This window comes from Amycolatopsis sp. FBCC-B4732 (genome assembly GCF_023008405.1).
In the GTDB taxonomy this organism is placed as follows: domain Bacteria; phylum Actinomycetota; class Actinomycetes; order Mycobacteriales; family Pseudonocardiaceae; genus Amycolatopsis; species Amycolatopsis pretoriensis_A.
On sequence record NZ_CP095376.1, the window covers coordinates 7815756 to 7836582 of the forward strand.

A 20827-nucleotide genomic window follows, 5' to 3' on the forward strand; every position below is an offset into this window, starting at 1 on the left:
TGCCGCTTCGACCGTGGGGACCGGCGTGCGCAGCAGGGGTGACGAAGATCAGATCGGCGGTCCCCGAAATTCGTTACCTGGTTCTCGAAACCGTGTCTGAACTGGGGTTTTCAGCCCGTTGCCCGATCACCGGACAGCCCGGCGCCCCGAAAATTGTCGGACCCCCGTGGCACGCTCCGCACATGACCGAACACAGCACTCCGGTCGCGGCCCCGGCCCGCTTGACCGGGCCCCGCGAAGACCCGACACCGATCGCCGACGAGCGGCAGGCGCTCACCGAGAGCCTCGACTACTACCGGCGCACATTCGAACTCAAGTGCGCCGGTCTGGACCCCGGCCGCCTGGCCGAGCGCTCGGTGTCGCCGTCGACGCTGACCCTGCACGGGCTGTTGCGGCACCTCACGGGTGTCGAACGCTGGTGGTTCCGGATCCAGTTCGCCGGTGAGGACCTGCCGAACCTGTACTACTCCGACGACGCCCCGGAGCAGGACTTCACCTCGCTCGACGGGGACGTGGACGAGGCCTTTTCCTTGTGGCACGCGGAATGCGCGCGCTCCCGGGAGATCGTCGCGGCAAGCTCGATGGAGCAGACCGGCGTCCGGCGCAGCACGGGCGAACCGTTCGCTCTGCGCTGGTTGATGCTGCGCATGATCGGCGAGTACGCACGGCACTGCGGCCAGGCCGACCTGGTCCGCGAGCGGATCGACGGCGTGACGGGCGAGTAGCGGCTCAGCCGGCGCGGTGGCGCAGGCGGAAGAGGAGGTTGACCACGAACGGGACGACGATCCAGCAGGCATAGGCCCAGTGCGTGAAGAAGGCGACCGGGATCGAGACGACGAAGGCGGCGGCCATCGTGCCGATCCCGCGGTAGACCTTGCCGAAGAGCTCAGGCGGGGTGTCCGCGCGGTAGTGGTGGCTGCCCTGGATGCGCCGGGCCATGAGGAGGAACAGCGTCAGCGCGACGACCTGCACGAGCGCGTAGAAGACGAAGCGGAATTCGAACCCGCCGTCTTCGGCGATCACCTTCGTGGCGAACGGCATGATCACCTGCGTCAGCAGCCAGCCGAAGCTGAGCCGGATGAGGCCGCCGTCGAGGGTGGTGACGTGGTCGAACAGCCGGTGATGGGCGCGCCAGTGGCCGCCGATCACGACGAAACTGATCAGGAAGGAGATGTATTCGGACTGGTGATGGCCGAGTGAACGCAGCAGTTCGGCGCTGGTGGCGCCCTCCGGCAGCGGCAGCTCGAGCGCGAGCAGCGTGATCGCGATGGCTACGACGGCGTCCGAGAAGAAGGTCAGCCGCTCGGCGGCGAAACCCCGGGGTTCGACGTCGGCGGCGTCGGCGGTGTCCTCCGTGGACGGAACGCTGCTCATGGCCGATGAGCGTGCCAGACGCGGCAGCGTGGCCTTCGGCGAGGCCGGGCGCGTGCGATGCTGAGGCCATGAGCGTCGACCCCGATTCCGGACTGCTGTCCCCGGTACGGGCCGGTACGCCGGCCGAAGCGTCGACCGGTGACGAGGCTTGGCTGCGCGCGATGCTCGACGCGGAGGCAGCGCTGGCGAGAGCGCAAGCGCGGCTCGGGACGGTACCGCCCGAAGCCGCGGACGCGATCACGGCGGCCGCCGGCGGCGCACGGATCGACGTCGTCGAGCTGGCGCGGGAGTCGCGGGCGACCGCGAACCCGGTCGTCGGCCTGGTGAAGGCGCTGACGTCGGCGGTCGGCGGGAGCGCGGCCGAGTACGTGCACCGCGGCTCGACGAGCCAGGACATCTTCGATACCGCGATGATGCTGGTCGCCGACCGGACGCTGCGGCCGCTCGCGGCCGATCTCGACGCCACCGCCGAGGCACTGGCCGAGCTGGCGCGCACGCACCGGGACACGACCATGGCCGGGCGCACGCTGACGGCGCACGCGGTGCCGACGACGTTCGGCCTCAAGGCCGCGGGCTGGCGGCAGCTGGTGCTGGACGCGGCCGCGCGGATCCGCCGCCTGCTCGATGGCGGACTGCCGGTCTCACTCGGCGGGGCAGCGGGGACGCTGGCGGCGTACGTGGAGTACGCCCGCCTGGCCGAGGGCACGGGGAAGGGGCAAGCGGGACGGCGTGGGGCGGGGGGCGGGGGCGGGGGCCCGGAAGCCGACACCAGCACCGCCGCCGACGGCGGCGCGGTCAGCGCGGGCGCGGGCGCGGGCGCGGGCGCGGGCGCGGGCGCGGGTAACGACGGTACGGCTAGCGAAGGTGCAGGCGGCGAAGGCGCGGGCGGCGAAGACGAGGCCGACACCAGGACCCACGACGGCGACAGCGCGGCCGTCGACACCGCGGCTGTCGACGGCACGACGCACCCCAACGCGGCTAGCGACGACGCGGCCAACACCAGCGCGGCCGGCGACACCGCGCGCGACCCGGCGCGGGTCGACGAGGGTTACGCCGAGCGGCTCGTCGCAGCCTTCGCCGAGGAGACCGGGCTGGCCGCGCCCGTGCTGCCGTGGCACTCGCTGCGGACGCCCGTCGCCGACCTCGCCGCCGCGCTCGCGTTCACCGCGGGTGCGCTGGGGAAGCTGGCCGTCGACGTTGCGACGCTGACGCGGACCGAGCTGGGTGAAGTCGTCGAACCGGCCGCCGGTGGGCGGGGTGGGTCGTCGGCGATGCCGCACAAGCGGAACCCCGTGCTCGCGACGCTGATCCGTTCCGCCGCGCTGCAGGTGCCGGTGCTGGCCGCCGGGGTCACGCAGTCGATGCTGGCCGAAGATGAACGGTCGGCTGGGGTGTGGCACGCCGAGTGGCAGCTCGTCCGGGAATGCCTGCGGCTGACCGGTGGAGCCGCGCACACCGCCGTCGAGCTGGCGCGGGGGCTCGCGGCTCAGCCCGAGCGGATGCGGGCGAACCTGGCGTCGACGCACGGGCTGATCGTCTCCGAACGGCTGTCCGCCGTGCTCGCGCCGCTGCTCGGGAAGGCGAAGGCCAAGGAACTGCTGGGTGCGGCGTCGCGACAAGCAGTGGAGCAGGACCGGCCGCTGCGGGATGTGCTGGACGAGCTGCCCGCCGTCACCGGGGTGCTGACCCCGGCCGCGCTGGACGAGCTGCTCGATCCCGCCGGGTACACCGGGGCCGCGGGTGTGCTGGTCGACCGCGCGCTCGAGAGGGCGTAGGAGCAGCTCGGCGAAGGCGCGAAAAAACTTTGAACCGCCTTCGCCGAGTGTCCGTGTAGTGGGTATCAGGCAGCCGCACCGAGCGGCGGGAAACCCCACGGACACAAGGAGAACTTCCATGCTTCGCACGCGCATCGCCGTCTCCGTCGCCGCTGCGGCAGCCGGGCTGGCAGTGCTCACCGCTTGCTCGGGTGCCGAAACTGCTCAGCCGGTCATCGCCCCCGCGGCGGCGGGCGGCACCGGTGGCGGCCAGATCGCCAACGGCCAGGTGGGCAACGCAGCTCCGGCGTCGAACGAATCGAAACTCGTCGTCGCGGACGTCGCGAGCGTCGGACAGGTGCTCACCGACCAGAACGGCATGACGCTCTACCGGTTCGACAAGGACACGGCGAAGCCGCCGAAGTCCAATTGCGACGGTGACTGCGCCAAGGCTTGGCCGCCGCTGCTGGCGACCGGGGACGTTCAGGTGCAGGGGGTCGACAAGAACCTCGTCGGGAAGGTGACGCGGTCCGACGGGACCGAGCAGATCACCGTCGGCGGGTGGGCGCTCTACCGCTACGCCAAGGACACCAAGGCCGGTGACGCGACCGGGCAGGGTGTCGGTGGCGCCTGGTACGCCTCGAACGCCAAGGGCGGGAAGGCCGGGCAGGCCGCGGCCGAAGCCGGCGTCGTCAAGCTCAGCGCGAGCAAGATCGACGGGCTCGGGGACGCGATCGTCGACCAGAACGGGATGACGCTCTACCTGTTCACGAAGGACACCAAGAAGGCCAAGACGTCCGCCTGCAACGGCGACTGCGCCAAGACGTGGCCCGCGGTCCTCTCGAACAACGGCAAGGTCGAACTGCAGGGCATCGACTCGAAGCTGCTCGGCAGCATCAAGCGCGCGGACGGCACCGAGCAGGTCACCATCGGCGGCTGGCCCGTCTACACCTTCTCGAAGGACCTGAAGCCGGGCGACGCGAACGGCATGGGCGTCAACGGCACCTGGTTCGTCATCGAGCCCAACGGCTGCAAGGTCGGCACCACCCCCAGCTCCACCGCCAACCAGGCTCCGGCTGACAGTGGCGCTGGGAGCAGCAACTCCGGCGCCGGTGGCACCACCTACTGAGCCACCTCGAAACTGCTAGTGGGCGAGGCCCGGCGGACGCTCTTCGCGAGCGACCTCCGGGCCTCGCTCGTCGTGGTGGCGGCGCAGGAACGAGCGGCGACGCGGCTGGGCGGCGACGTCGTCGTTGCGGTCCGTGCGGTCGCGGTCGATGCGGTCGCGGTCGATGACTTCGGTGTGCTGCTCGGTGATCGCCGGCTCTTCGACCGTCTCGTCCTCGGGCAGGAGGATGGCGCGGCGGGCCGGGAGGACGGCGATCAGCAGGCCGAGCGCCGCGACGCCGAGGTGCAGCCACGTGTCGGCGGGACCCATGTCCATCGGGTTGCCGGCGGTGGCGAAGGGGTTGTTCGAGATGAGACCGTCGATCATCAGGCCCCAGACGAACAGCAGGCCGTAACCGATGAACAGCAGCCAGCCGAACGTGCGGGCGCGGCCCGAACCGAACGCCAGCAGCAGACCGACCACGCCGGTCCCGATGCGGACCAGGCTCATGAGCGGGTTGGCGGAAAACCGCCAGAACCCCGCGTCGTGGTGGCCGGCGAAGTTGCCGAAGCCCGTCCTGGTCAATCCGATGATGCCGACGACGAGGAACGCGATCCCGGCCAGTCCGGCCAGCACCTGCGCCGGCTGCAGGCCGCGAACCCGGATGCGTGCGCCTTTCGCGTGAGTCATGACTCCAGTCCTTCCCAGCGGGTGGTGACGACCGTCACCGCCCTCAGGTACCCCGCGAACACGGTGAGCGAAACGACTGTGCTTGCCCGCGGGCCACCTGCGCGTTCGCGGTTTCGGTGCCTCGCGAGAGCTATCCCACAAAACCACCCGTTTCAGCGAACAGCGCGCGGTGTTCCCGGCAATCCAGGGCATGCGCAAGCTGAGCGGGATCTTCCTGGTGGGGCTGTGCCTGGGGGCGATCGGCGCGGTGGTGCTCACCGCGAGTCACAGCGGCCCCCCGGCCGCCGAAGCGGTCGCGGTCGCGGAACCGCTGACAACGATGTCGGATTCACCACCGAGCACGCCGACGCCGACACCCACGCCGAGTGCGAGCAAGAGCGCCACCCCGACGCCGAAGAGCGCGCCGAAGGTGGACGCCGCCGAGGTGGACCGGCTGATGGCGAGCGGGACCGTCAGCGCCGTCGTGTTCGACCGGGAGCGCGCGGCGGCGACCGTCTCCGTGCGGGCGGACCGCGGGTACACGTCGGCGTCGCTGGTGAAGCTGCTGATCGCGCTCACCGTGCTGGAGCGGGGTGGTCCGACGGCGTCGGTGCAGCGGATGCTGTCCCGCAGCGACGACGACCTCGCGAGCCAGTTCTGGGCGGCGTACGGCGGGCCGGCGATCGTCACGCGCTGGGCCGGGAAGCTCGGTCTCACCGGGACGCGGGCGCCCGAGGATCCCGGGCGCTGGGGCGACACGCGGATCACCGCGCGGGACGTCGTGCGGATCTACCAGTACGTGCTGGAGCACGCGCCGGGCGCGATCATGGCCGCGCTGCGGGCCGCGACCGAGCGGGGGGCCGACGGGTTCCGGCAGTACTTCGGGATCCCGGACGCCGCCGCGGGACGGCCGTGGGCGGTCAAGCAGGGCTGGTCGTGCTGCCGGCCGACGCGGATGCTGCACACCTCGGGCGTGGTCGGCGACGGGGACCGGTACATCGTGGTGGTGCTGAGCGAGCACCCCGCTTCGGTCGACTACGCGACCGGGTCGAAGCGGGTGACGGCGATCGTCTCCGCGCTGCTTGGCTGAGTCCTACTGGTCCGTGTCCGCGAGCGCCCCGTGCGCTCCGGACTTCGGCAGCGGCCACGGGAGGACTCCGCCCGTCGTGTCCGCCTGACGACCCGCCGGGGCCGGACTCGTCGTGTGGGCACCGATCCAAGCCAGGACGTCCGGGATCTGGGACTTGAAGGTGTTCATGTTGTGGCCCGCGTCCCGGACGCGCCACGACGTGAACTGCAGCGGGGGCCGGGCCGCGGCGCGGATCTGGTCGATCGCGTAGCTCTCGTAGTTCTCCTTGTCGCCCGAGATCGCCAGGATCTGGACCGGGGACGGGTGGAGGCGGACGTTGACCCGGACGTTGTTGGCGTCGTTGATGTCCTGGCGGCCGTGGAACAGGTCTTCGGTCTCGGCGTCGATCTGGGCCTTGTCGTAGCCGCTGACGCTGACCGCCTGGCCGTACCACTGCGGGTGGCGGGTCACCAGGTTCATCGCGCAGTAGCCGCCCGACGACCAGCCCGCGATCGTCCAGCCCTGGCGGTTCGGGGAGACGCCCAGCTTCTGCAGGGCCCAGTCGCGCAGGTCGGCCGTCAGGTACGTGTCGTTGGCCGTTCCGTTGACCTCGTCGACGCATTCGGTGTCGTGGCCGACCTTCGGGACGCCCGTCGGGTCGGGGACGATCACCACGGTCGGCGGCAGGGCCTTGCGCGCGATCGCCGCGTCGAGTTGCTGGGGCATGCCGTAGACGGCGAAGACCTCGGGGCCGGACGGGTAGTTCGGGATCCACTCGATCGCCGGGAAGCGGAGTTCCTTGTAGGCCGCGTCGAAGTACTGCGGGGGCAGGTACACCGTGACGTCGCGGGTCAGCTTGGTGCGGCGGCCGGTCACCTTCATGTGGACGACCGTGCCCTTGCCCTCGCGCGCGTGCGCCACCCCCGTGTCGCGCAGCTTCTCGAGGTCCTCGCCGTTCTGCGCCGCTTCGGCGTCGGTGCCCTGGCCGGAGTACACGCCGGTGCCGATCAGGGAGCCGACCGTCGGGAAGAAGCCGCCGATCATGTTGCCCGCCATGCCGGTGGTCACGACCAGCAGGACGACGGCGAGCAGGATCGTGGCGCTGCGCCACAGGCGCTTGCGCTTCCAGCGGTCCCAGAACCACGGGACCGCGATGATCGCGAGCAGCGTCAGCACGACCACCACGATCATGTTGACCGGCGAATCCAGCCGGATGCTGCTGAAGCTCATGGGTCGGTCCTTCCGGGGCGGGCAGTGAACGCGCACCCGGAACCCCCCGGGACTCGCGTATATATCACGTTTCAGCCCCCGGACAAGTTGCGGCTCTGTGGCTTCCGCCACAGGGCCGCAACGCACGCCGAACTCAGCGTTTTCTCAGTTATTTCCCCAAAGCCCGGGTCAGGACGGTGACGGCCTGGGTGATCGCCGCCTCGGCGGCGTGGGTCTCGCGCAGCGCGTTGACCATCACGAAGTCGTGGATGATCCCCTGGTACCGGACGGCCGTGACGGGCACGCCGGCCTGACGCAGCTTCGCGGCGTACGCCTCGCCTTCGTCGCGCAGGACGTCGGCCTCGCCGGTGATCACGAGAGCCGGGGGCAGGCCGGCGAGCTCCTCGAGCGACGCGCGCAGCGGGGACGCGGTGATCTCCGCGCGCTGGGCGGGGTCGGTCGTGTACTGGTCCCAGAACCACTTCATGCCTTCGCGGCCGAGGAAGTAGCCCTCGGCGAACTCCAGGTACGACCCGGTGTCGAAGTTCGCGTCGGTGACCGGGTAGAAGAGCACCTGCTGCTTGAAGGTCACGTCGCCGCGCTGCTTGGCCAGGATCGTCAGCGCCGCCGTCATGTTGCCGCCGACGGAGTCGCCCGCGATCGCGATGCGCGAGGTGTCCAGCCCCTGCGAAGCACCGTGCTCGGCGACCCACTTCGCCACGGCGTAGCTCTGTTCGATGGCGACCGGGTAGCGCGCCTCCGGCGAGCGGTCGTACTCGGGGAAGACGACGGCGGCACCGACGCCGGCCGCGAGCTCGCGCACCAGGCGCTCGTGGGTGTGGAAGTCGCCGAACACCCAGCCGGCGCCGTGGATGTAGACGATCACCGGCAGCGGTCCCTCGACCCCCGCCGGGCGGACGATCCGGGTCTCGACCTCGCCGGTCGGGCCACCCGGCACCTGCAGGACCTCGATCGACGCGGGTGCCATGGCGATGTCGCCGTCCTGGACGCCGTCGACGGCCTTGCGCCCCTCCGCCGGGGGCAGCTGGAACAGGTACGGCGGCTGGTCGGTGGCCTCGGCGAACGCCTGCGCGGCCGGTTCGAGCGCCAGGTTGTGCGGGTTGGCGGTCATGTCGTCCTCCTCGGGGTGAAGCAAGCTGATGTCATCAAGGTAGCTCTCAACTGAGTTGTGCACAACTTAATGACGTCCAATGAGATGCAGGGCACTTAAGTTGCCGCCCACCGCGATGTCGGGGAGCATGGAGTGGTACGAGGAAGGAGGACGCCATGGCATCGCTGCGGCTGGACGATCAGCTCTGCTTCGGGCTGTATTCGGCGTCGCGCGCGGTGACGTCGCTGTACCGGGTCGTCCTGGAAGACCTCGACCTGACCTACCCCCAGTACCTGGTCATGCTGGCGCTCTGGGAGACCGACCACCGCCTGGTGAAGGAGCTCGGTGCCGAGCTCAACCTCGACTCGGGCACGCTCTCGCCGCTGCTCAAGCGGCTGCAGACCGCGGGGCTGGTGAGCCGGAACCGGCAGGCCGACGACGAGCGGTCGGTCCGCGTCAGCCTGAGCGAAACCGGGAAGGCGCTGCGCGAGAAGGCGCAGGGCATCCCCGACGTGATCGGCACGGCGATGAGCCTGGACGACGCCGGGGTGGCCCGGCTGCGCGCCGAGCTCGACCGCCTGACAGAGTCGGTGAACGCCTATCGGGAGGCTCGGGCACCGGCATGATCAACCACGATGACGCGCTGAAGGCCGTCGAAAGCAGCCTGGACCGCCCCTCGGCGGCCCGGATCTACGACTACTTCATCGGCGGCGACACGCACTACGCGATCGACCGCGACTTCGCCGAGAAGGTCCGCGCCCGGCTGCCGCTCATGGGCGACTACTGCCTGACGAGCCGGCAGTTCCTCGGCCGCGCGGTCCGCCAGTGCGTCCACGAGGGCATCCGGCAGTTCGTCGACATCGGCTCCGGCCTGCCGACCGCGGGCAACGTGCACGAGGTCGCCGACGATGAGCGCGAAGAACTCGACACGCGCGTGCTCTACATCGACAACGAGCCGATCGCGCTCGCGCACTCGACGCTGCTGCTCGCCGACACCGCCGACCCCGAGCGCCACCACGCCATCGCCGCGGACTTCCTGCAGCCGGAAGACCTCTGGGACCGGGTGACCGCGTCCGACGTCATCGACGTGCGGGAGCCGATGGCGCTGGTGATCAACGCCGTCATGCACTTCGTCAAGGACGAGCAGAACCCGGACTACCTGCTGGACTTCTACCGCGACCGGCTGCCGTCCGGTTCGCTGCTGGTGCTGTCGCAGATGACCAACGAGAACCCGGTCAACGACGACGAGCGGCAGGCGCTGATCGACCTGCTCGAGTACTACGAGACCACGACGAACCCCGGTTTCCTGCGGCCGATGGCCGAGTTCGAACGCTTCTTCGGCGGCTGGCCGATGCTCGAACCGGGGCTCGTCTACGCGCCGGCGTGGCACCCCGACGAGCGGACCGTGTTCGCCGCCTCGCCGTCGGAATCCCGCGTGATCGGCGGCGTCGCCCGCAAGCCTTAGGAAGCTTCGCGCAAGCTTTCCAGCACGTCGAGGACCGCGCTCTTGCCCAGCTCGACGGCCTTGCGCAGCACCTCGGGGTCCCGCTCCAGCGTGGCCACGTCCGGGGCCCCCACCGGCGGCCGGATGCTCAGGATGCGCGGATCGGACGCCAGGACTTCTTCGTCCTCGACGTCCCGGCGGTAGGTGTCGCGCCACGCCGGGATCGCGCCCGGGGCCTGGCGGCGCAGGAACCGCGGCACCACGACGTCGTACGCGCGGGGCGGCGGCAGCGGCAGTTCGTCGGCACGGCGGGTGCGCAGCACGAGGACGTCGGTCGCGTCCTGGGCCAGCGCCGTCCGGTACGGGATCGGCTCGGCGACACCCGCGTCGACGAACCGGCGGCCGGCCATCGGGATCGGCGGCCCGGCCAGCACCGGCATGCACGACGACGCCGCGAGCGAGACCTTGATCGCGTCGACGTCGTCGAGGAAGGGGTGCAGGTCGGTCGACTCCCCCGTGTCGGCGTCGGTGGCGAGCGGGTGGAACGTCACCGGGTTGGCCAGGATCGCCGGGAAGTCCATCGGCTCCAGCACCGAATAGACCTGGTGGACGAGGTATTCGAGGTCGATCACCGCGCGGCCGCGCAGGGTGTGCAGCGGGTTGATGATCCGGCGCATGACGACCGGGTTCCACCAGGTCCGCACGCCCGTCGACGAGCAGCCGCTGAGCAGCCAGGCGCCGTTCAGCGCGCCGGCCGACGAGCCGTAGACGGCGTCGAACACCGGGACGGCGCCGAGTTCGTCGAGCGCCAGAGCCATGCCGCTGGAGTACGTCCCGCGGCTGCTGCCGCCTTCGACGGCGAGCGCGAGGCGCCTGCCGTCGGTGCGTTCGCCCGGGACGCTGCCCGTCGCCAGCCGTTCGGAGATCAGTTCGAGTACCGGGTGCACTCTCTCCATCCTGGTCGTTTCGCGCGCGGAGTCGACCCGATTTGCCTCACTCAGGGGGGTGAAGTGATGCGCGCCTCGTTGCACTGCAACTCGTTGCATAGGACCCTCGGGCCATGGCACTGGAGCACGCGATCCTCGTCTCGCTGTCCGAGCGCGCCGGCTCGGGCTACGAGCTCACGCGCCGCTTCGAGAAGTCGATCGGGCTCTTCTGGAGCGCCACCCACCAGCAGATCTACCGCGTGCTGAAGCGGATGGAAGAGGCCGGCTGGGTGGCCGTCGACGTCGTCGCGCAGTCGGGACGGCCGGACAAGAAGGTCTACACGGTCGGCGACGGCGGGCGCGCCGAACTCGTCCGCTGGCTGGCCGAGCCCGACCCGGCGGCCGGGCCCGTGGAACTCGCCGTGAAGATCCGCGGCGCCACCTTCGGCGATCCGGCGAAGGTGGCCGAAGAGATCGTGCGGCACCGCGCGAGCCACGCCGAACGCCTCGACGTCTACCGCCAGATCGAAAAGCGCGACTTCCCCTCGCCCGCGGGCCTCCAGGGCCAGCACCTGCACCAGTACCTGGTCCTGCGCGGCGGCATCCGCGTCGAAGAGGGCCAGGTCGAGTGGTTCGACGAAGTCCTCGCCGCCCTCCACCACCCCAAGGACGCCTGATGACCCCGTACCCGAACTTGCTGTCGCCGCTCGACCTCGGCTTCACGACGCTGCGCAACCGCGTCCTGATGGGGTCGATGCACACCGGCCTCGAAGACAAGGCGTCGCACTTCCCCGAGCTGGCCGAGTACTACGCCGAACGCGCCCGCGGCGGCGTCGGGCTGATCGTCACCGGCGGGTTCGCGCCGAACAAGACCGGCTGGCTGCTGCCGCTCGCGTCCAAGCTGACGACGTCCGCCGAAGCGAAGCAGCACCGGCAGCTCACGGCTCCCGTGCACGAAGCCGGCGGCAAGATCGCGCTGCAGGTCCTGCACGCGGGCCGGTACGCCTACCACCCGCTGAGCGTGTCCGCGTCGAGCATCAAGGCGCCGATCAACCCGTTCCGGCCGCGCGCGCTGACCGGCCGCGGCGTCCGCAAGCAGATCGACGCCTTCGCCGAATGCGCCGCTCTCGCGCGCGAAGCGGGTTACGACGGCGTCGAGATCATGGGCTCCGAGGGCTACCTGATCAACCAGTTCCTGGCCGAGCGCACCAACAAGCGCACCGACGCCTGGGGCGGCACGCCGGAGAAGCGGCGCCGGTTCGCCGTCGAGATCGTCAAGCGCACCAGGGAAAAGGCCGGCGCCGACTTCATCATCGTCTACCGGCTCTCGATGCTCGACCTCGTCGCGGGCGGCCAGCGCTGGGAAGACGTCGTCGCGCTCGCGAAGGAGGTCGAGGCCGCCGGGGCGACGATCATCAACACCGGCATCGGCTGGCACGAGGCCCGGGTGCCGACGATCGTCACGTCGGTGCCGCGCGCCGCGTTCACCTGGGTGACCGGGAAGCTCAAGCCGTACGTGGGCATCCCGGTCGTGACGTCGAACCGGATCAACATGCCGCAGGTCGCCGAGGAGGCGCTGAGCAGCGGCGACGCCGATCTCGTGTCGATGGCGCGGCCGTTCCTCGCCGACCCGGAGTGGATCCGCAAGGCCGAGACCGGCCGCGAGGACGAGATCAACACCTGCATCGCCTGCAACCAGGCCTGCCTCGACCACGCCTTCAAGCGCAAGCTCGTGTCCTGCATGGTCAACCCGCGGGCCGGCCACGAAACCACGCTGACCTTGTCGCCGACGCGGCGGCAGAAGCACGTCGCCGTCGTCGGCGCCGGGCCCGCCGGACTCTCGGCCGCGACCGCGCTGGCCGACCGCGGGCACCGCGTCGAGCTGTTCGAAGCCGACGACGAGATCGGCGGCCAGTTCGGCATCGCGCGGAAGATCCCCGGCAAGGAGGAGTTCGCCGAGACCATCCGCTACTACCAGCGGCGCCTCGAAGTCACCGGCGTGAAGCTGCACCTCGGGACGCGCGCGAAAGCCGCCGACCTCGCCGGCTTCGACGAGGTCGTGCTGGCCACCGGCGTCGCCCCGCGTGTGCCGTCGGTGCCCGGGATCGACCACCCGAAGGTGCTGTCCTACGTCGACGTCGTGAAGCACGGCAAGCCGGTCGGCGCGCGGGTCGCGGTGATCGGGGCCGGCGGCATCGGCGTCGACGTCAGCGAATTCCTCACGCACACGGACTCGCCCGCGCTCGACCTCGACGCGTGGATGGCCGAGTGGGGTGTCACCGATCCGGAGACCGCGCCGGGCGGGCTCACCGAACGGAAGCCCGAGCCGTCGCCGCGGCAGGTCTACCTGCTGCAGCGCAAGAAGTCCGGGATCGGTTCCGGGCTCGGCAAGACCTCGGGCTGGGTGCACCGGGCCGCGCTCAAGGCGAAGAAGGTCGAACAGCTCCCCGGCGTCAGCTACGAGCGGGTCGACGACGAGGGCCTGCACATCACCGTCGACGGCACCCCGCGGCTGCTGGAGGTCGACACGGTCGTCGTCTGCGCCGGTCAGGAGCCCGTGCGGGACCTCGCGGACGAGCTGCGCGCGGCCGGGCTCCCGGTGCACCTGATCGGCGGGGCCGACGTCGCCGCGGAACTCGACGCGAAACGCGCGATCGACCAGGGAACGAGGCTCGCCGCCGCGCTGTAGCCCGATAAGCGTCGGGCACTGGCAGGATGGGGCGCGTGCGAGACGTATGCGTGATCGGGCTCGGGCTGATCGGCGGTTCGCTGCTGCGTGCGGCCGCCGCCAGCGGCCGCACGGCGTTCGGCGCCGCGGTTTCCGAAGGGGACGCCGACGCGGCCAGCAGAGCGGGTTACGACGTCACGACCGACGTCGAAGCCGCGCTGCACCGGGCCGCCGCCGACGACGCGCTGGTCGTGCTCGCGGTGCCGCTCCCGGCCGTCGAAGACCTGCTGCGGCTGGTCAACCAGCACGCGTCGCACTGCCTGCTCACCGACGTGACCAGCGTGAAAGCGCCGGTCCTGGACGCGGTCCGCCGCCGGGTGCCCTACACGCGGTACGTCGGCGGGCACCCGATGGCGGGGACGTCGAACTCGGGCTGGCTGGCCGGGGACGCGACGCTGTTCCAGGGCGCGGCCTGGGTCGTCGCCGTCGAAGAGGACACCGACCTCGACGCCTGGGCCGAAGTGACGGCGCTCGTGCTCGACATCGGCGCGCACGTCGTCCCGCTGCCGGCGGAGTCGCACGACGAGGCCGTCGCCCGGATTTCGCACCTGCCGCACCTGTTCGCGGCCATCCTCGCCACGATCGGCGGCGAGGGCGGCCCGCTCGCGATGTCGCTGGCCGCCGGGTCCTACCGGGACGGGACGCGGGTCGCGGGCTCGAACCCGCACCTCGTGCGCGCGATGACCGAAGGCAACCGGGACGCGCTGCTGCCGATCGTCGACGAAGCCCTCGGCCGGCTCGGTGCCGCGCGCGGCTCGCTCGCGTCGACCGGTGGGCTGGCGGCCACGATCAACGCGGGTTACGAGGGCGCGCAGGCCCTCGCCGCCAACCTGGACGCCGAACGCGCGGGCGTCCGGATCAGCCTGGCGGCGCCGGACGCCCGGCAGGGCCTGATCGCGCTCGGCGAGCGCGGCGGCCGGATCACCGGGCTGTCCGACGGGATCGCCACCGGCGAGGTCCAGTAGTCAGCGCGCGGGCGGGTTGTCCGGGGTGTCGTCGAACTTGTTGAGGAAGTCCTTGGCCTTCTCGACGCCGCCGTCGATCTGCGAGTCGTGGCCGGCGAACTTGGACTTCGCGAAGTCCGCCGCCTTGTCCAGGCCCTCCTCGATCTTGTCGTTGTGCTCGCGCAGGGCCTCTTCGGCCTTGCCCTTCAACGCGTCGAAGTCGATTCCCATGGAGCAATTGAACAGCACGGACCTCACGTGCGCCGGTGGTAGGGCAGGAACCGCCGGACGAGCCGCGGCGGGGTGCGTTCCACCAGGTCGGGGCCGCGGACGGCGTCGAACGCCGACTCGAGCTGGTCGACCACGCCGGAGAGCTGCTCGCGGTCCGGCAGCGGCACCGACCGCGGCTCGCGCTGCTCGCGGATCGCGGCCGCCAGCTCGTCCAGCGCGGCCGTGAGCAGCTCGACGTCGGCCGGGTCCGGCGGCGGTACCCCGCGCCCGATCGTCACGCCGACCTCGGTGACCGCGTCCGCGACGCGTTCCTGCGCGGCGATCACCGGCCACCACGCCACCGCCTGGCGGCCGTTCGCCGACGGCTCCACGACGACCTGCTGGAACGCCGTCCGCAGGTCCGCCAGCGCGCGGTAGGCGCCACGCCGGGCCCGCGACCGCGCCAGCCGGGCCTCCCCCGAAGACGCCTCGACGAGCGCGCACGAGACGTACTTCGCGACGGCGTCCAGCCCGTCGGCCAGCCGCCCGCCGACCTGGGGACGGCGGCTGCCCGGCCACAGCAGGTAGCCGAAGACCAGCACGATCACGCAGCCGAGCGCGGTGTCGATCAGCCGCGCCACGACGACGTTCCAGCTGCCGGTGTTGGCCAGGTCCATCTGCAGGATGATCAACGGCGTCACGAACGCGCTGAGGATGCCGTAGTTGCGCACCTTCCCGACCGCGACGCCGCCGGCGAAGATCGCGATCAGCGCGACGAGCACCCAGCCGCGGCCGCCGGCGGCGAGCACCAGCGCCCCGATCCCGACGCCCGCGAGCGTGCCGATCCCGCGCAGCACCGCGCGGCCGAACACCGAGCCGAAGTCCGGCTTGAGCACGATCCCGACGGTCAGCGTGATCCAGTAGGACCGCTCGAACGGCACCAGCAGGCCGACGACCTCGGCGATCGCGACGCAGAGGGTCAGCCGCAGCGCGGCGATCCAGGTCAGCGGGCCGGAGGCGAGCGAGCCCGCCCACGTCCGCAAGCGCCGGTACCAGGGCGTCGGCTCGCGGCGCTTGCGGTCGTCGCCCTTGCCGATCCGGACCAGGCCCGCGTACAGCGCGGCGAGCCGCGGATCACTTTCGTCCACGGGCACCGGCGGCGGTTCCGGCAGCGGCTGGCTGGCCAGCACCGACGCCGAGAGCGCGACGAAGTGGTCGACGACGTCCGTCGGCGGGCGGCGGCCGGCGTGGACCAGCGCCACCGACGCCTCGACCGCGGGGGTCGTGGCCGAGAGCAGGTTGAGCAGCTGGCGGTAGGCGGCGTCGCGGCCCGACAGCCACGAGCGCGCGGTGAGCAGCTGGTCGTAGGCGGTGTTCATGGCCGTGGTCAGCCGGTGCCGGGCCACGCGCGAGACGGCTTCGTCGGTCGCGGACAGCATCGCGGCCAGCTCGACGTAGACGTGCGCGACGGCGGTGCGTTCCGGGCTGGTCGCCCGGAAGGTCCAGCTGACCAGCGCCACCAGGAAGCTCCAGGCGGCGCCGATGCAGAAGAAGCCGAAGAGGACTTCGACGCGCACACCGGTCGCGTGCTGGCCGGTGCCGAGCACGCAGAACACGAACAGCTGCAGCCCGGCGACGGAGGCGTTGCTGCCGGCCGCGCTGATCAGCGCGGACACCGCGGCGACCAGGATCACCGCGGGCACGGACAGCGCCGGGACCCCGCCGGTGAGCAGCCCGACGAGGTAGCCGGCGGTCGCCGCGAGCGTCGCCCCGCCCAGACGTCGAGCCCGGTAGCGGTAGGGCCCGGCCGACTCGGACAGCACGGCCGGCAGCGCGCCGGTCGAGATCAGCGCGCCGACGGCGATGTCGCCCGCCGCGTACCCCACCGCGAGCGGGACGGCGAGCGCGACGACCGCCCGGGCGACCATGTTCCACGGCACCGGGACCGGCTTGCTGCGCAGGAGCTGGGTCAGCCAGTGCGGCGCGGCGAGGTCGGGACGCGGCGTGCTCACGCCCCCATCTTGACCTACGCTGCCCGAGACGATTAATTATCAACCTGTCAACAACGTGGGAGGTTCCGGTGGGCCGCAAGTACTCCTTCGAGGTCAACCGCACGAGCAGCGCGCCGCCGGAGGCGCTGTTCGCGCGCGAAGCCGAGGGCCCGCGCTGGGCGGAGTGGGGAAAGCCACTCATCGTGCAGGCCCGCTGGAAGCGGCCCGGCCCCGGCGTCGGCGCCGTCCGCGAGGTCGGGCTGTGGCCGGTGCTGATCCGCGAAGAGACCGTCGAATACGAGCCCGGCCGCAAGCACGTCTACACGTTCTTCGGCGCCAACCCGATCAAGGACTACCGCGCCGAGGTGCTCCTCACCCCCACCGCCGACGGTGGCACGCACCTGCGGTGGACGGGATCGTTCACCGAACCGGTCAAGGGCAGCGGCCCGGCGCTGGCCGCCGGACTGCGCGCGGTGATCCGGCTGTTCTCGGGCAAGCTCGTCAAGGCGGCCGAAACCGGGCGCTGACCTGGGTGCGCCGGGCCACACCAAGATCGCCCGGCGCAACTTTTCCGCACCCTCCCACGTCACTCTTTCGGGTGGTCTTTTATGGCCGCCTCGGAAGGGGGACGCGAGATGAAACGACTGGCGGCGATCGTCGTCGTGGCGGCACTGGCGCTGACGGCCTGCTCGGCGGCGGAGCCGGACCGGCGGGAGTTCGGCACCAGCCAGCCCAACCCGGCACCGGGCGGGGGCCCGGGCGCGACGACACCGGGTCCGTACCCGTTCGGCACGGTCCAGCAGAAGGCACCCGCGGTCGAGAACGGCCAGGTCCCGGTCGTCCGGCGGATCACCACCGACAAGCCGTACGTCTTCCTCACCATGGACGACGGCGCGGTGAAGGACCCGGACGCGGTCAAGCTGATGCAGCAGAACGACACCCACCCGGTGCTGTTCCTCAACCAGAAGTACGTGAAGGGCCACGAGGCCTACTTCAAGCAGATCCTCGACGCCACCGGTGCGACGCTCGGCGACCACACGGTCGACCACCCGAACCTCAAGGGCAAGCCCTACGAGTTCCAGCGCAAGGAGATCTGCGACGACGCCGACGACTTCCAGGCGTCGCTCGGCGTCCGGCCGTCGCTGTTCCGGCCGCCGTTCGGCAACTACGACCAGAACACGCTGCGCGCGGCGGCCGCGTGCGGGATGCGCGCCGCGGTGCTGTGGACGGCCGCGGTCAACGACGGGCACGTCCAGTTCCAGGCCGGCGACAAGCTCAAGCCCGGGGACGTCGTGCTGATGCACTTCCGCAAGACGTTCAAAGAGGACTACACGGCGTTCGTCGAGCAGGCGAAGAAGGACGGGCTCACCCCCGTCCCCCTGGCCGACTTCCTCGGTTAGAGCACCACGGTCGGCGTCACGACCGTCCGGCGGCACGTGACGTCCCCGAGGTGCACGAGGATCTGCGTCGTCCCGCGCGGCACGTTGTCGAGCACGAACCGGCCGCCTTCGTCGGCGGTCGTCGACGACGTGCCGTGCTCGGCGACGCGCACCTCGACCCCGTACTGCCCGGCCGGCACCAGCCACCCGTCGATCCGGTGCAGCTTGCCCATCTTCGTCAGGTTGATCATCACGGTCAGGTCGCTGACGGTGAACGTGATCGTGCCCGTGCCACCGCCGCGGACGCCCGCGAGGTCGTCGAGCCGCTCCCAGCGGGCGACCTCGACGTCGAGGTCCCCGAGCGCGAGCGCGAACTGGACCCGCTGCACCAGATCACCCGGCGGCGGGTCGAACTCGTCGAGGAAGCTGCTGATCCCGGCCAGGATCAGCTCATCGGAAAAGGCCTCACCCGGCGCCCCGAGGTCGTTCATCGGCTTCCCCCTTCACTGGCGAGGAGATCGCGCATCTGGTCGAGGCAGCGCCCCCTGGTCGGTCCGACACTGCCGCGTGGCATGCGCAGCGCCTCGGCGACGAGCTGGTACTCCGCCCGACCCGCGAGCACGGTCAGCCGGAGCAGTTCCTGACAGCGTTGGGGCAGCCGGACGAAGGCGCGCCAGACCCGGCGGTCGCGGTCGGCGCGGACGGCTTCGTCTTCGGGGGCCGGTTGGGTGCTCGGCATCGCGTCGGCGACTTCGTCGCTCAATGGCACGGGCTGGATGCGGCGGCCGAACGGGTGGGTGGCCTCGCGGCGGGTGGTGGTGATCAACCAGGCGGCGAGGGCCTTGGGATCACGGAGCTTGCCGAGCTGGCTGAAGAGGGCGAGCCACACGGTCTGGACGACGTCTTCGGCGACCGAGCGGTCGAGGCCGTTGGCGCGGGCGACGTGCCACACGAGCGGGGTGAGCTCGGCGACGAGGCGGTCCATCGCCCGGCGGTCACCGTCACGGGCGGCCTGCATGCACGCGGCGTGCAGCTCGGCGCCGGTGAGGCCCTCCCAAGGTGGGTCTACCTCTGTGGTTTGCACGTCGGTCACGGTATCTGCCCCTCTTCGGAAGAGTCTTCGAGTCGGCTTTGGCAGTATCGCGGGTCCTTCGGGGGGCAGGAGCGTGCAGGTGGATCTCGGATACATCAAGTCACTTACTTCGTGCGCTGGCGGTCAATGGTCGCTGCGGGAGGCACCGGCCGGCGCGGATGCGCCCGCACCGGCCGGTGCTCCCCTCCCTCTGGGACCCGCTCCCCAACGGGTCCCGCCAGGTGTCCCCTCCCCCGAAGGGCACCCGGCCGACGGTGTCCGGCAGCCCCCTCGGCTCCCGGCCACCGCGTTTCCGTCGAACTCGACACCCCCTGTCGCGTTCTTCGTCCTCGGCTGCTCCACAGGACGCAGTGGCGGGAGGGCCAGATACACGAACCGGCGAAGTTTTTTGAAGATCGACGCAATGCCGTCAGGCGCTCACCGAATGTGCGCGGCAAGCGTTTGCGCCCACCGCGCGTAGCCCGCCGGCCCGGGGTGGAAGCGGTCCGAGGCGAAGGCCGCGGGGTCGAGCAGCGCGGGGTCCATCGGGAGGTGGGTGACGCCGGGGACGCGGGCGAGGGCCGCCGCGGCGGCGTCGAGCGCCGTCGACCGCGCCGAGAGGACGTCACGCAGGGGCCGCGGCAGCGCCGGGAAGCGGGCCATCGGCGGCACCCCGGCCAGGACGACTTCGACCGGGCCGAGCCGCCGGCGGAGCTCGACGACGAGGGCCAGGAGGTCGCGCCGGTAGGCCGGGGCGGACCGGAGCTCGATGGTGTCGTTGACGCCGAGGGCGACCACGACCAGGTCGGCCGGGGCCACGAGCGGGACCAGTTCGGCGCGGACGGTCCGGGCGTTGGCGCCGGTCCGGCCGACCGCCTGCCAGCGCACGGCCCGGCCGTCGCGGGCGAGCTCGCGGGCGAGGCAGCCGGTGAGCGCTTCCCCGTGGTGCGCCGCGCCGACGCCGTCCACTGTGGACTCGCCCAGGACGGCCAGGCGGAACGGCTCGCCGTCGCCGGGAACGAGCCCTTCGGTGGGGCCCGCGGCGCCGGGGAGCCGCGGGGTCGTCCGCTTGACGTAGACGGCTTGAGCGATGAGGACCATGACGGAATTAGACCAGCGGCGCGAAGCGCCTCCGTTGAGGGCGGCGGCGGGGAGGAAGGCGGAGGCTAGCCGTGGGCGATGGAAACCTTTGCCCTGATCAGCGTGGGGTCCGCCACGGCGTCGAGCAGGTACGCGGCGACGTCGGCGCGCCGGATGGTGAAGGTGCGGACGTTCCCGTCGAGCCGGCTCGCGACCTTCCCCGTGCGCGGGCCGTTCAGCAGCATCGGCGGGCGGACCACGGTCCAGTCCACGTCGGACGCCGTGACCACGGCCTCCATCGCGAGCATGTCCGCCCAGCCGTGCTTGAGGAAGGTGTTCAGCAGCGGCTTCACGAGCGTGCGGGTGAAGAAGCCGTCCCCCTCGGTGTGCATGCCGCTGGCGCTAACCACCAGCAGCCGCTTCGCCCCGGCCGCGAGCGCCGCGCGAGCCCCGTCCACGCAGACCGTCGTCGGCCCGCGGTCACGCGAACCCACCGCGGAGAGCACCGCGTCACGGCCTTCGACGGCGGCCGCCAGCTTCTCGTGCTCGTGCAGCCCGGCGACGACGACCTCGGCCGGCAGCGTCAGCTTGGCGGCGTCGCGCACGACGGCCGTGACGTGCCAGCCGCGTTCCAGCGCCTGCTTGACGACCTCGCCGCCGACGCCGCCGGTCGCGCCCAGAACGGTGATCCGCATGGTGCCTCCTCCTCGGTTAGTGAACACTCACCAGGTAGGGTGAGTGTTCACTAACCCCGCTGAG

22 protein-coding genes are annotated in these 20827 nt (G+C 71.4%); 11 read left to right on the forward strand and 11 right to left on the reverse strand.

Annotated elements, in window-relative coordinates; translation table 11 throughout:
• Positions 1 to 182: 182 nt before the first annotated feature.
• Positions 183 to 725, forward strand: a complete 543-nt coding sequence (locus tag MUY14_RS34905; RefSeq protein WP_247015638.1) for a DinB family protein — start codon at positions 183 to 185, stop codon at positions 723 to 725.
• A 4-nt stretch (positions 726 to 729) separates the two neighbouring features.
• Here MUY14_RS34905 and MUY14_RS34910 read toward each other — a convergent pair whose 3' ends face one another.
• Positions 730 to 1374, reverse strand: a complete 645-nt coding sequence (locus tag MUY14_RS34910; protein ID WP_247015641.1) for a TMEM175 family protein — start codon at positions 1372 to 1374, stop codon at positions 730 to 732.
• Between the two features lie 68 nt (positions 1375 to 1442).
• On the opposite strand from MUY14_RS34910, the gene MUY14_RS34915 reads away from it, so the two are divergent.
• Together MUY14_RS34915 and MUY14_RS34920 are read left to right on the forward strand one after the other, a co-directional pair.
• Positions 1443 to 3149 (forward strand): lyase family protein, encoded by a 1707-nt coding sequence (locus MUY14_RS34915; RefSeq protein ID WP_247015643.1) that lies wholly within the window; start codon positions 1443 to 1445, stop codon positions 3147 to 3149.
• Between the two features lie 118 nt (positions 3150 to 3267).
• The gene (locus MUY14_RS34920) at positions 3268 to 4257 is read left to right on the forward strand and encodes an SCO0930 family lipoprotein (protein ID WP_247015645.1); all 990 of its coding nucleotides are present in this window, start codon (positions 3268 to 3270) and stop codon (positions 4255 to 4257) included.
• 15 nt (positions 4258 to 4272) lie between these two features.
• On the opposite strand, the gene MUY14_RS34925 is transcribed toward MUY14_RS34920, so the two are convergent.
• Complete coding sequence (locus MUY14_RS34925; protein WP_247015647.1) at positions 4273 to 4926, reverse strand: DUF4383 domain-containing protein; 654 nt, start codon at positions 4924 to 4926, stop codon at positions 4273 to 4275.
• Between the two features lie 190 nt (positions 4927 to 5116).
• Between MUY14_RS34925 and MUY14_RS34930 the strand changes: the two genes are divergently transcribed.
• Positions 5117 to 5995, forward strand: coding sequence for a hypothetical protein (locus MUY14_RS34930; protein ID WP_247015649.1), 879 nt, complete (start codon positions 5117 to 5119; stop codon positions 5993 to 5995).
• Positions 5996 to 5998: 3 nt separating this feature from the next.
• Here MUY14_RS34930 and MUY14_RS34935 read toward each other — a convergent pair whose 3' ends face one another.
• Both MUY14_RS34935 and MUY14_RS34940 read right to left on the reverse strand, forming a co-directional pair.
• Positions 5999 to 7204 carry an esterase family protein gene (locus MUY14_RS34935; protein ID WP_247015651.1) on the reverse strand — a complete coding sequence of 402 codons (1206 nt, stop codon included), beginning with the start codon at positions 7202 to 7204 and terminating at the stop codon, positions 5999 to 6001.
• Positions 7205 to 7352: 148 nt separating this feature from the next.
• The gene (locus tag MUY14_RS34940; protein WP_247015653.1) at positions 7353 to 8315 is read right to left on the reverse strand and encodes an alpha/beta hydrolase; all 963 of its coding nucleotides are present in this window, start codon (positions 8313 to 8315) and stop codon (positions 7353 to 7355) included.
• Between the two features lie 155 nt (positions 8316 to 8470).
• On the opposite strand from MUY14_RS34940, the gene MUY14_RS34945 reads away from it, so the two are divergent.
• Both MUY14_RS34945 and MUY14_RS34950 read left to right on the forward strand, forming a co-directional pair.
• Complete coding sequence (locus tag MUY14_RS34945; protein WP_247015655.1) at positions 8471 to 8920, forward strand: MarR family winged helix-turn-helix transcriptional regulator; 450 nt, start codon at positions 8471 to 8473, stop codon at positions 8918 to 8920.
• Positions 8917 to 9759 (forward strand): SAM-dependent methyltransferase, encoded by an 843-nt coding sequence (locus MUY14_RS34950; RefSeq protein WP_247015657.1) that lies wholly within the window; start codon positions 8917 to 8919, stop codon positions 9757 to 9759. Before MUY14_RS34945 ends, MUY14_RS34950 begins: the two co-directional genes overlap by 4 nt.
• On the opposite strand, the gene MUY14_RS34955 is transcribed toward MUY14_RS34950, so the two are convergent.
• Complete coding sequence (locus MUY14_RS34955) at positions 9756 to 10694, reverse strand: patatin family protein (protein WP_247015659.1); 939 nt, start codon at positions 10692 to 10694, stop codon at positions 9756 to 9758. The two genes, MUY14_RS34950 and MUY14_RS34955, sit on opposite strands and share 4 nt — an antisense overlap.
• A gap of 104 nt (positions 10695 to 10798) precedes the next feature.
• Between MUY14_RS34955 and MUY14_RS34960 the strand changes: the two genes are divergently transcribed.
• Genes MUY14_RS34960 through MUY14_RS34970 form a run of 3 tightly spaced genes read left to right on the forward strand, consistent with a single transcriptional unit; the run spans position 10799 to position 14357 of the window.
• Positions 10799 to 11341, forward strand: coding sequence for a PadR family transcriptional regulator (locus MUY14_RS34960; RefSeq protein ID WP_247015661.1), 543 nt, complete (start codon positions 10799 to 10801; stop codon positions 11339 to 11341).
• Positions 11341 to 13353: an NADPH-dependent 2,4-dienoyl-CoA reductase gene (locus tag MUY14_RS34965; protein WP_247015663.1), complete on the forward strand. Its 2013-nt coding sequence runs from the start codon at positions 11341 to 11343 to the stop codon at positions 13351 to 13353. Before MUY14_RS34960 ends, MUY14_RS34965 begins: the two co-directional genes overlap by 1 nt.
• 26 nt (positions 13354 to 13379) lie before the next feature.
• Positions 13380 to 14357, forward strand: coding sequence for a prephenate dehydrogenase (locus MUY14_RS34970; RefSeq protein WP_281506205.1), 978 nt, complete (start codon positions 13380 to 13382; stop codon positions 14355 to 14357).
• On the opposite strand, the gene MUY14_RS34975 is transcribed toward MUY14_RS34970, so the two are convergent.
• Together MUY14_RS34975 and MUY14_RS34980 are read right to left on the reverse strand one after the other, a co-directional pair.
• On the reverse strand, positions 14358 to 14567 hold the full coding sequence (locus tag MUY14_RS34975) for an antitoxin (protein ID WP_160694218.1): 210 nt from the start codon (positions 14565 to 14567) through the stop codon (positions 14358 to 14360).
• 23 nt (positions 14568 to 14590) lie between these two features.
• Positions 14591 to 16558 (reverse strand): FUSC family protein, encoded by a 1968-nt coding sequence (locus tag MUY14_RS34980; RefSeq protein ID WP_247015665.1) that lies wholly within the window; start codon positions 16556 to 16558, stop codon positions 14591 to 14593.
• A gap of 68 nt (positions 16559 to 16626) precedes the next feature.
• Between MUY14_RS34980 and MUY14_RS34985 the strand changes: the two genes are divergently transcribed.
• Together MUY14_RS34985 and MUY14_RS34990 are read left to right on the forward strand one after the other, a co-directional pair.
• Positions 16627 to 17064: an SRPBCC family protein gene (locus tag MUY14_RS34985; protein ID WP_247015667.1), complete on the forward strand. Its 438-nt coding sequence runs from the start codon at positions 16627 to 16629 to the stop codon at positions 17062 to 17064.
• Positions 17065 to 17172: 108 nt separating this feature from the next.
• Complete coding sequence (locus MUY14_RS34990; RefSeq protein ID WP_396126608.1) at positions 17173 to 17937, forward strand: polysaccharide deacetylase family protein; 765 nt, start codon at positions 17173 to 17175, stop codon at positions 17935 to 17937.
• On the opposite strand, the gene MUY14_RS34995 is transcribed toward MUY14_RS34990, so the two are convergent.
• From MUY14_RS34995 to MUY14_RS35010, 4 genes are all read right to left on the reverse strand, one after another.
• Positions 17934 to 18407 (reverse strand): carboxypeptidase regulatory-like domain-containing protein, encoded by a 474-nt coding sequence (locus MUY14_RS34995; protein ID WP_247015669.1) that lies wholly within the window; start codon positions 18405 to 18407, stop codon positions 17934 to 17936. The two genes, MUY14_RS34990 and MUY14_RS34995, sit on opposite strands and share 4 nt — an antisense overlap.
• Positions 18404 to 19009: an RNA polymerase sigma factor gene (locus tag MUY14_RS35000; RefSeq protein ID WP_247015671.1), complete on the reverse strand. Its 606-nt coding sequence runs from the start codon at positions 19007 to 19009 to the stop codon at positions 18404 to 18406. The genes MUY14_RS34995 and MUY14_RS35000 overlap by 4 nt, the downstream gene beginning before the upstream one ends.
• Positions 19010 to 19426: 417 nt before the next feature.
• Positions 19427 to 20089: an SGNH/GDSL hydrolase family protein gene (locus tag MUY14_RS35005; protein WP_247015673.1), complete on the reverse strand. Its 663-nt coding sequence runs from the start codon at positions 20087 to 20089 to the stop codon at positions 19427 to 19429.
• Between the two features lie 65 nt (positions 20090 to 20154).
• On the reverse strand, positions 20155 to 20763 hold the full coding sequence (locus MUY14_RS35010) for an NAD(P)-dependent oxidoreductase (protein ID WP_247015674.1): 609 nt from the start codon (positions 20761 to 20763) through the stop codon (positions 20155 to 20157).
• Positions 20764 to 20827 lie beyond the last annotated feature (64 nt).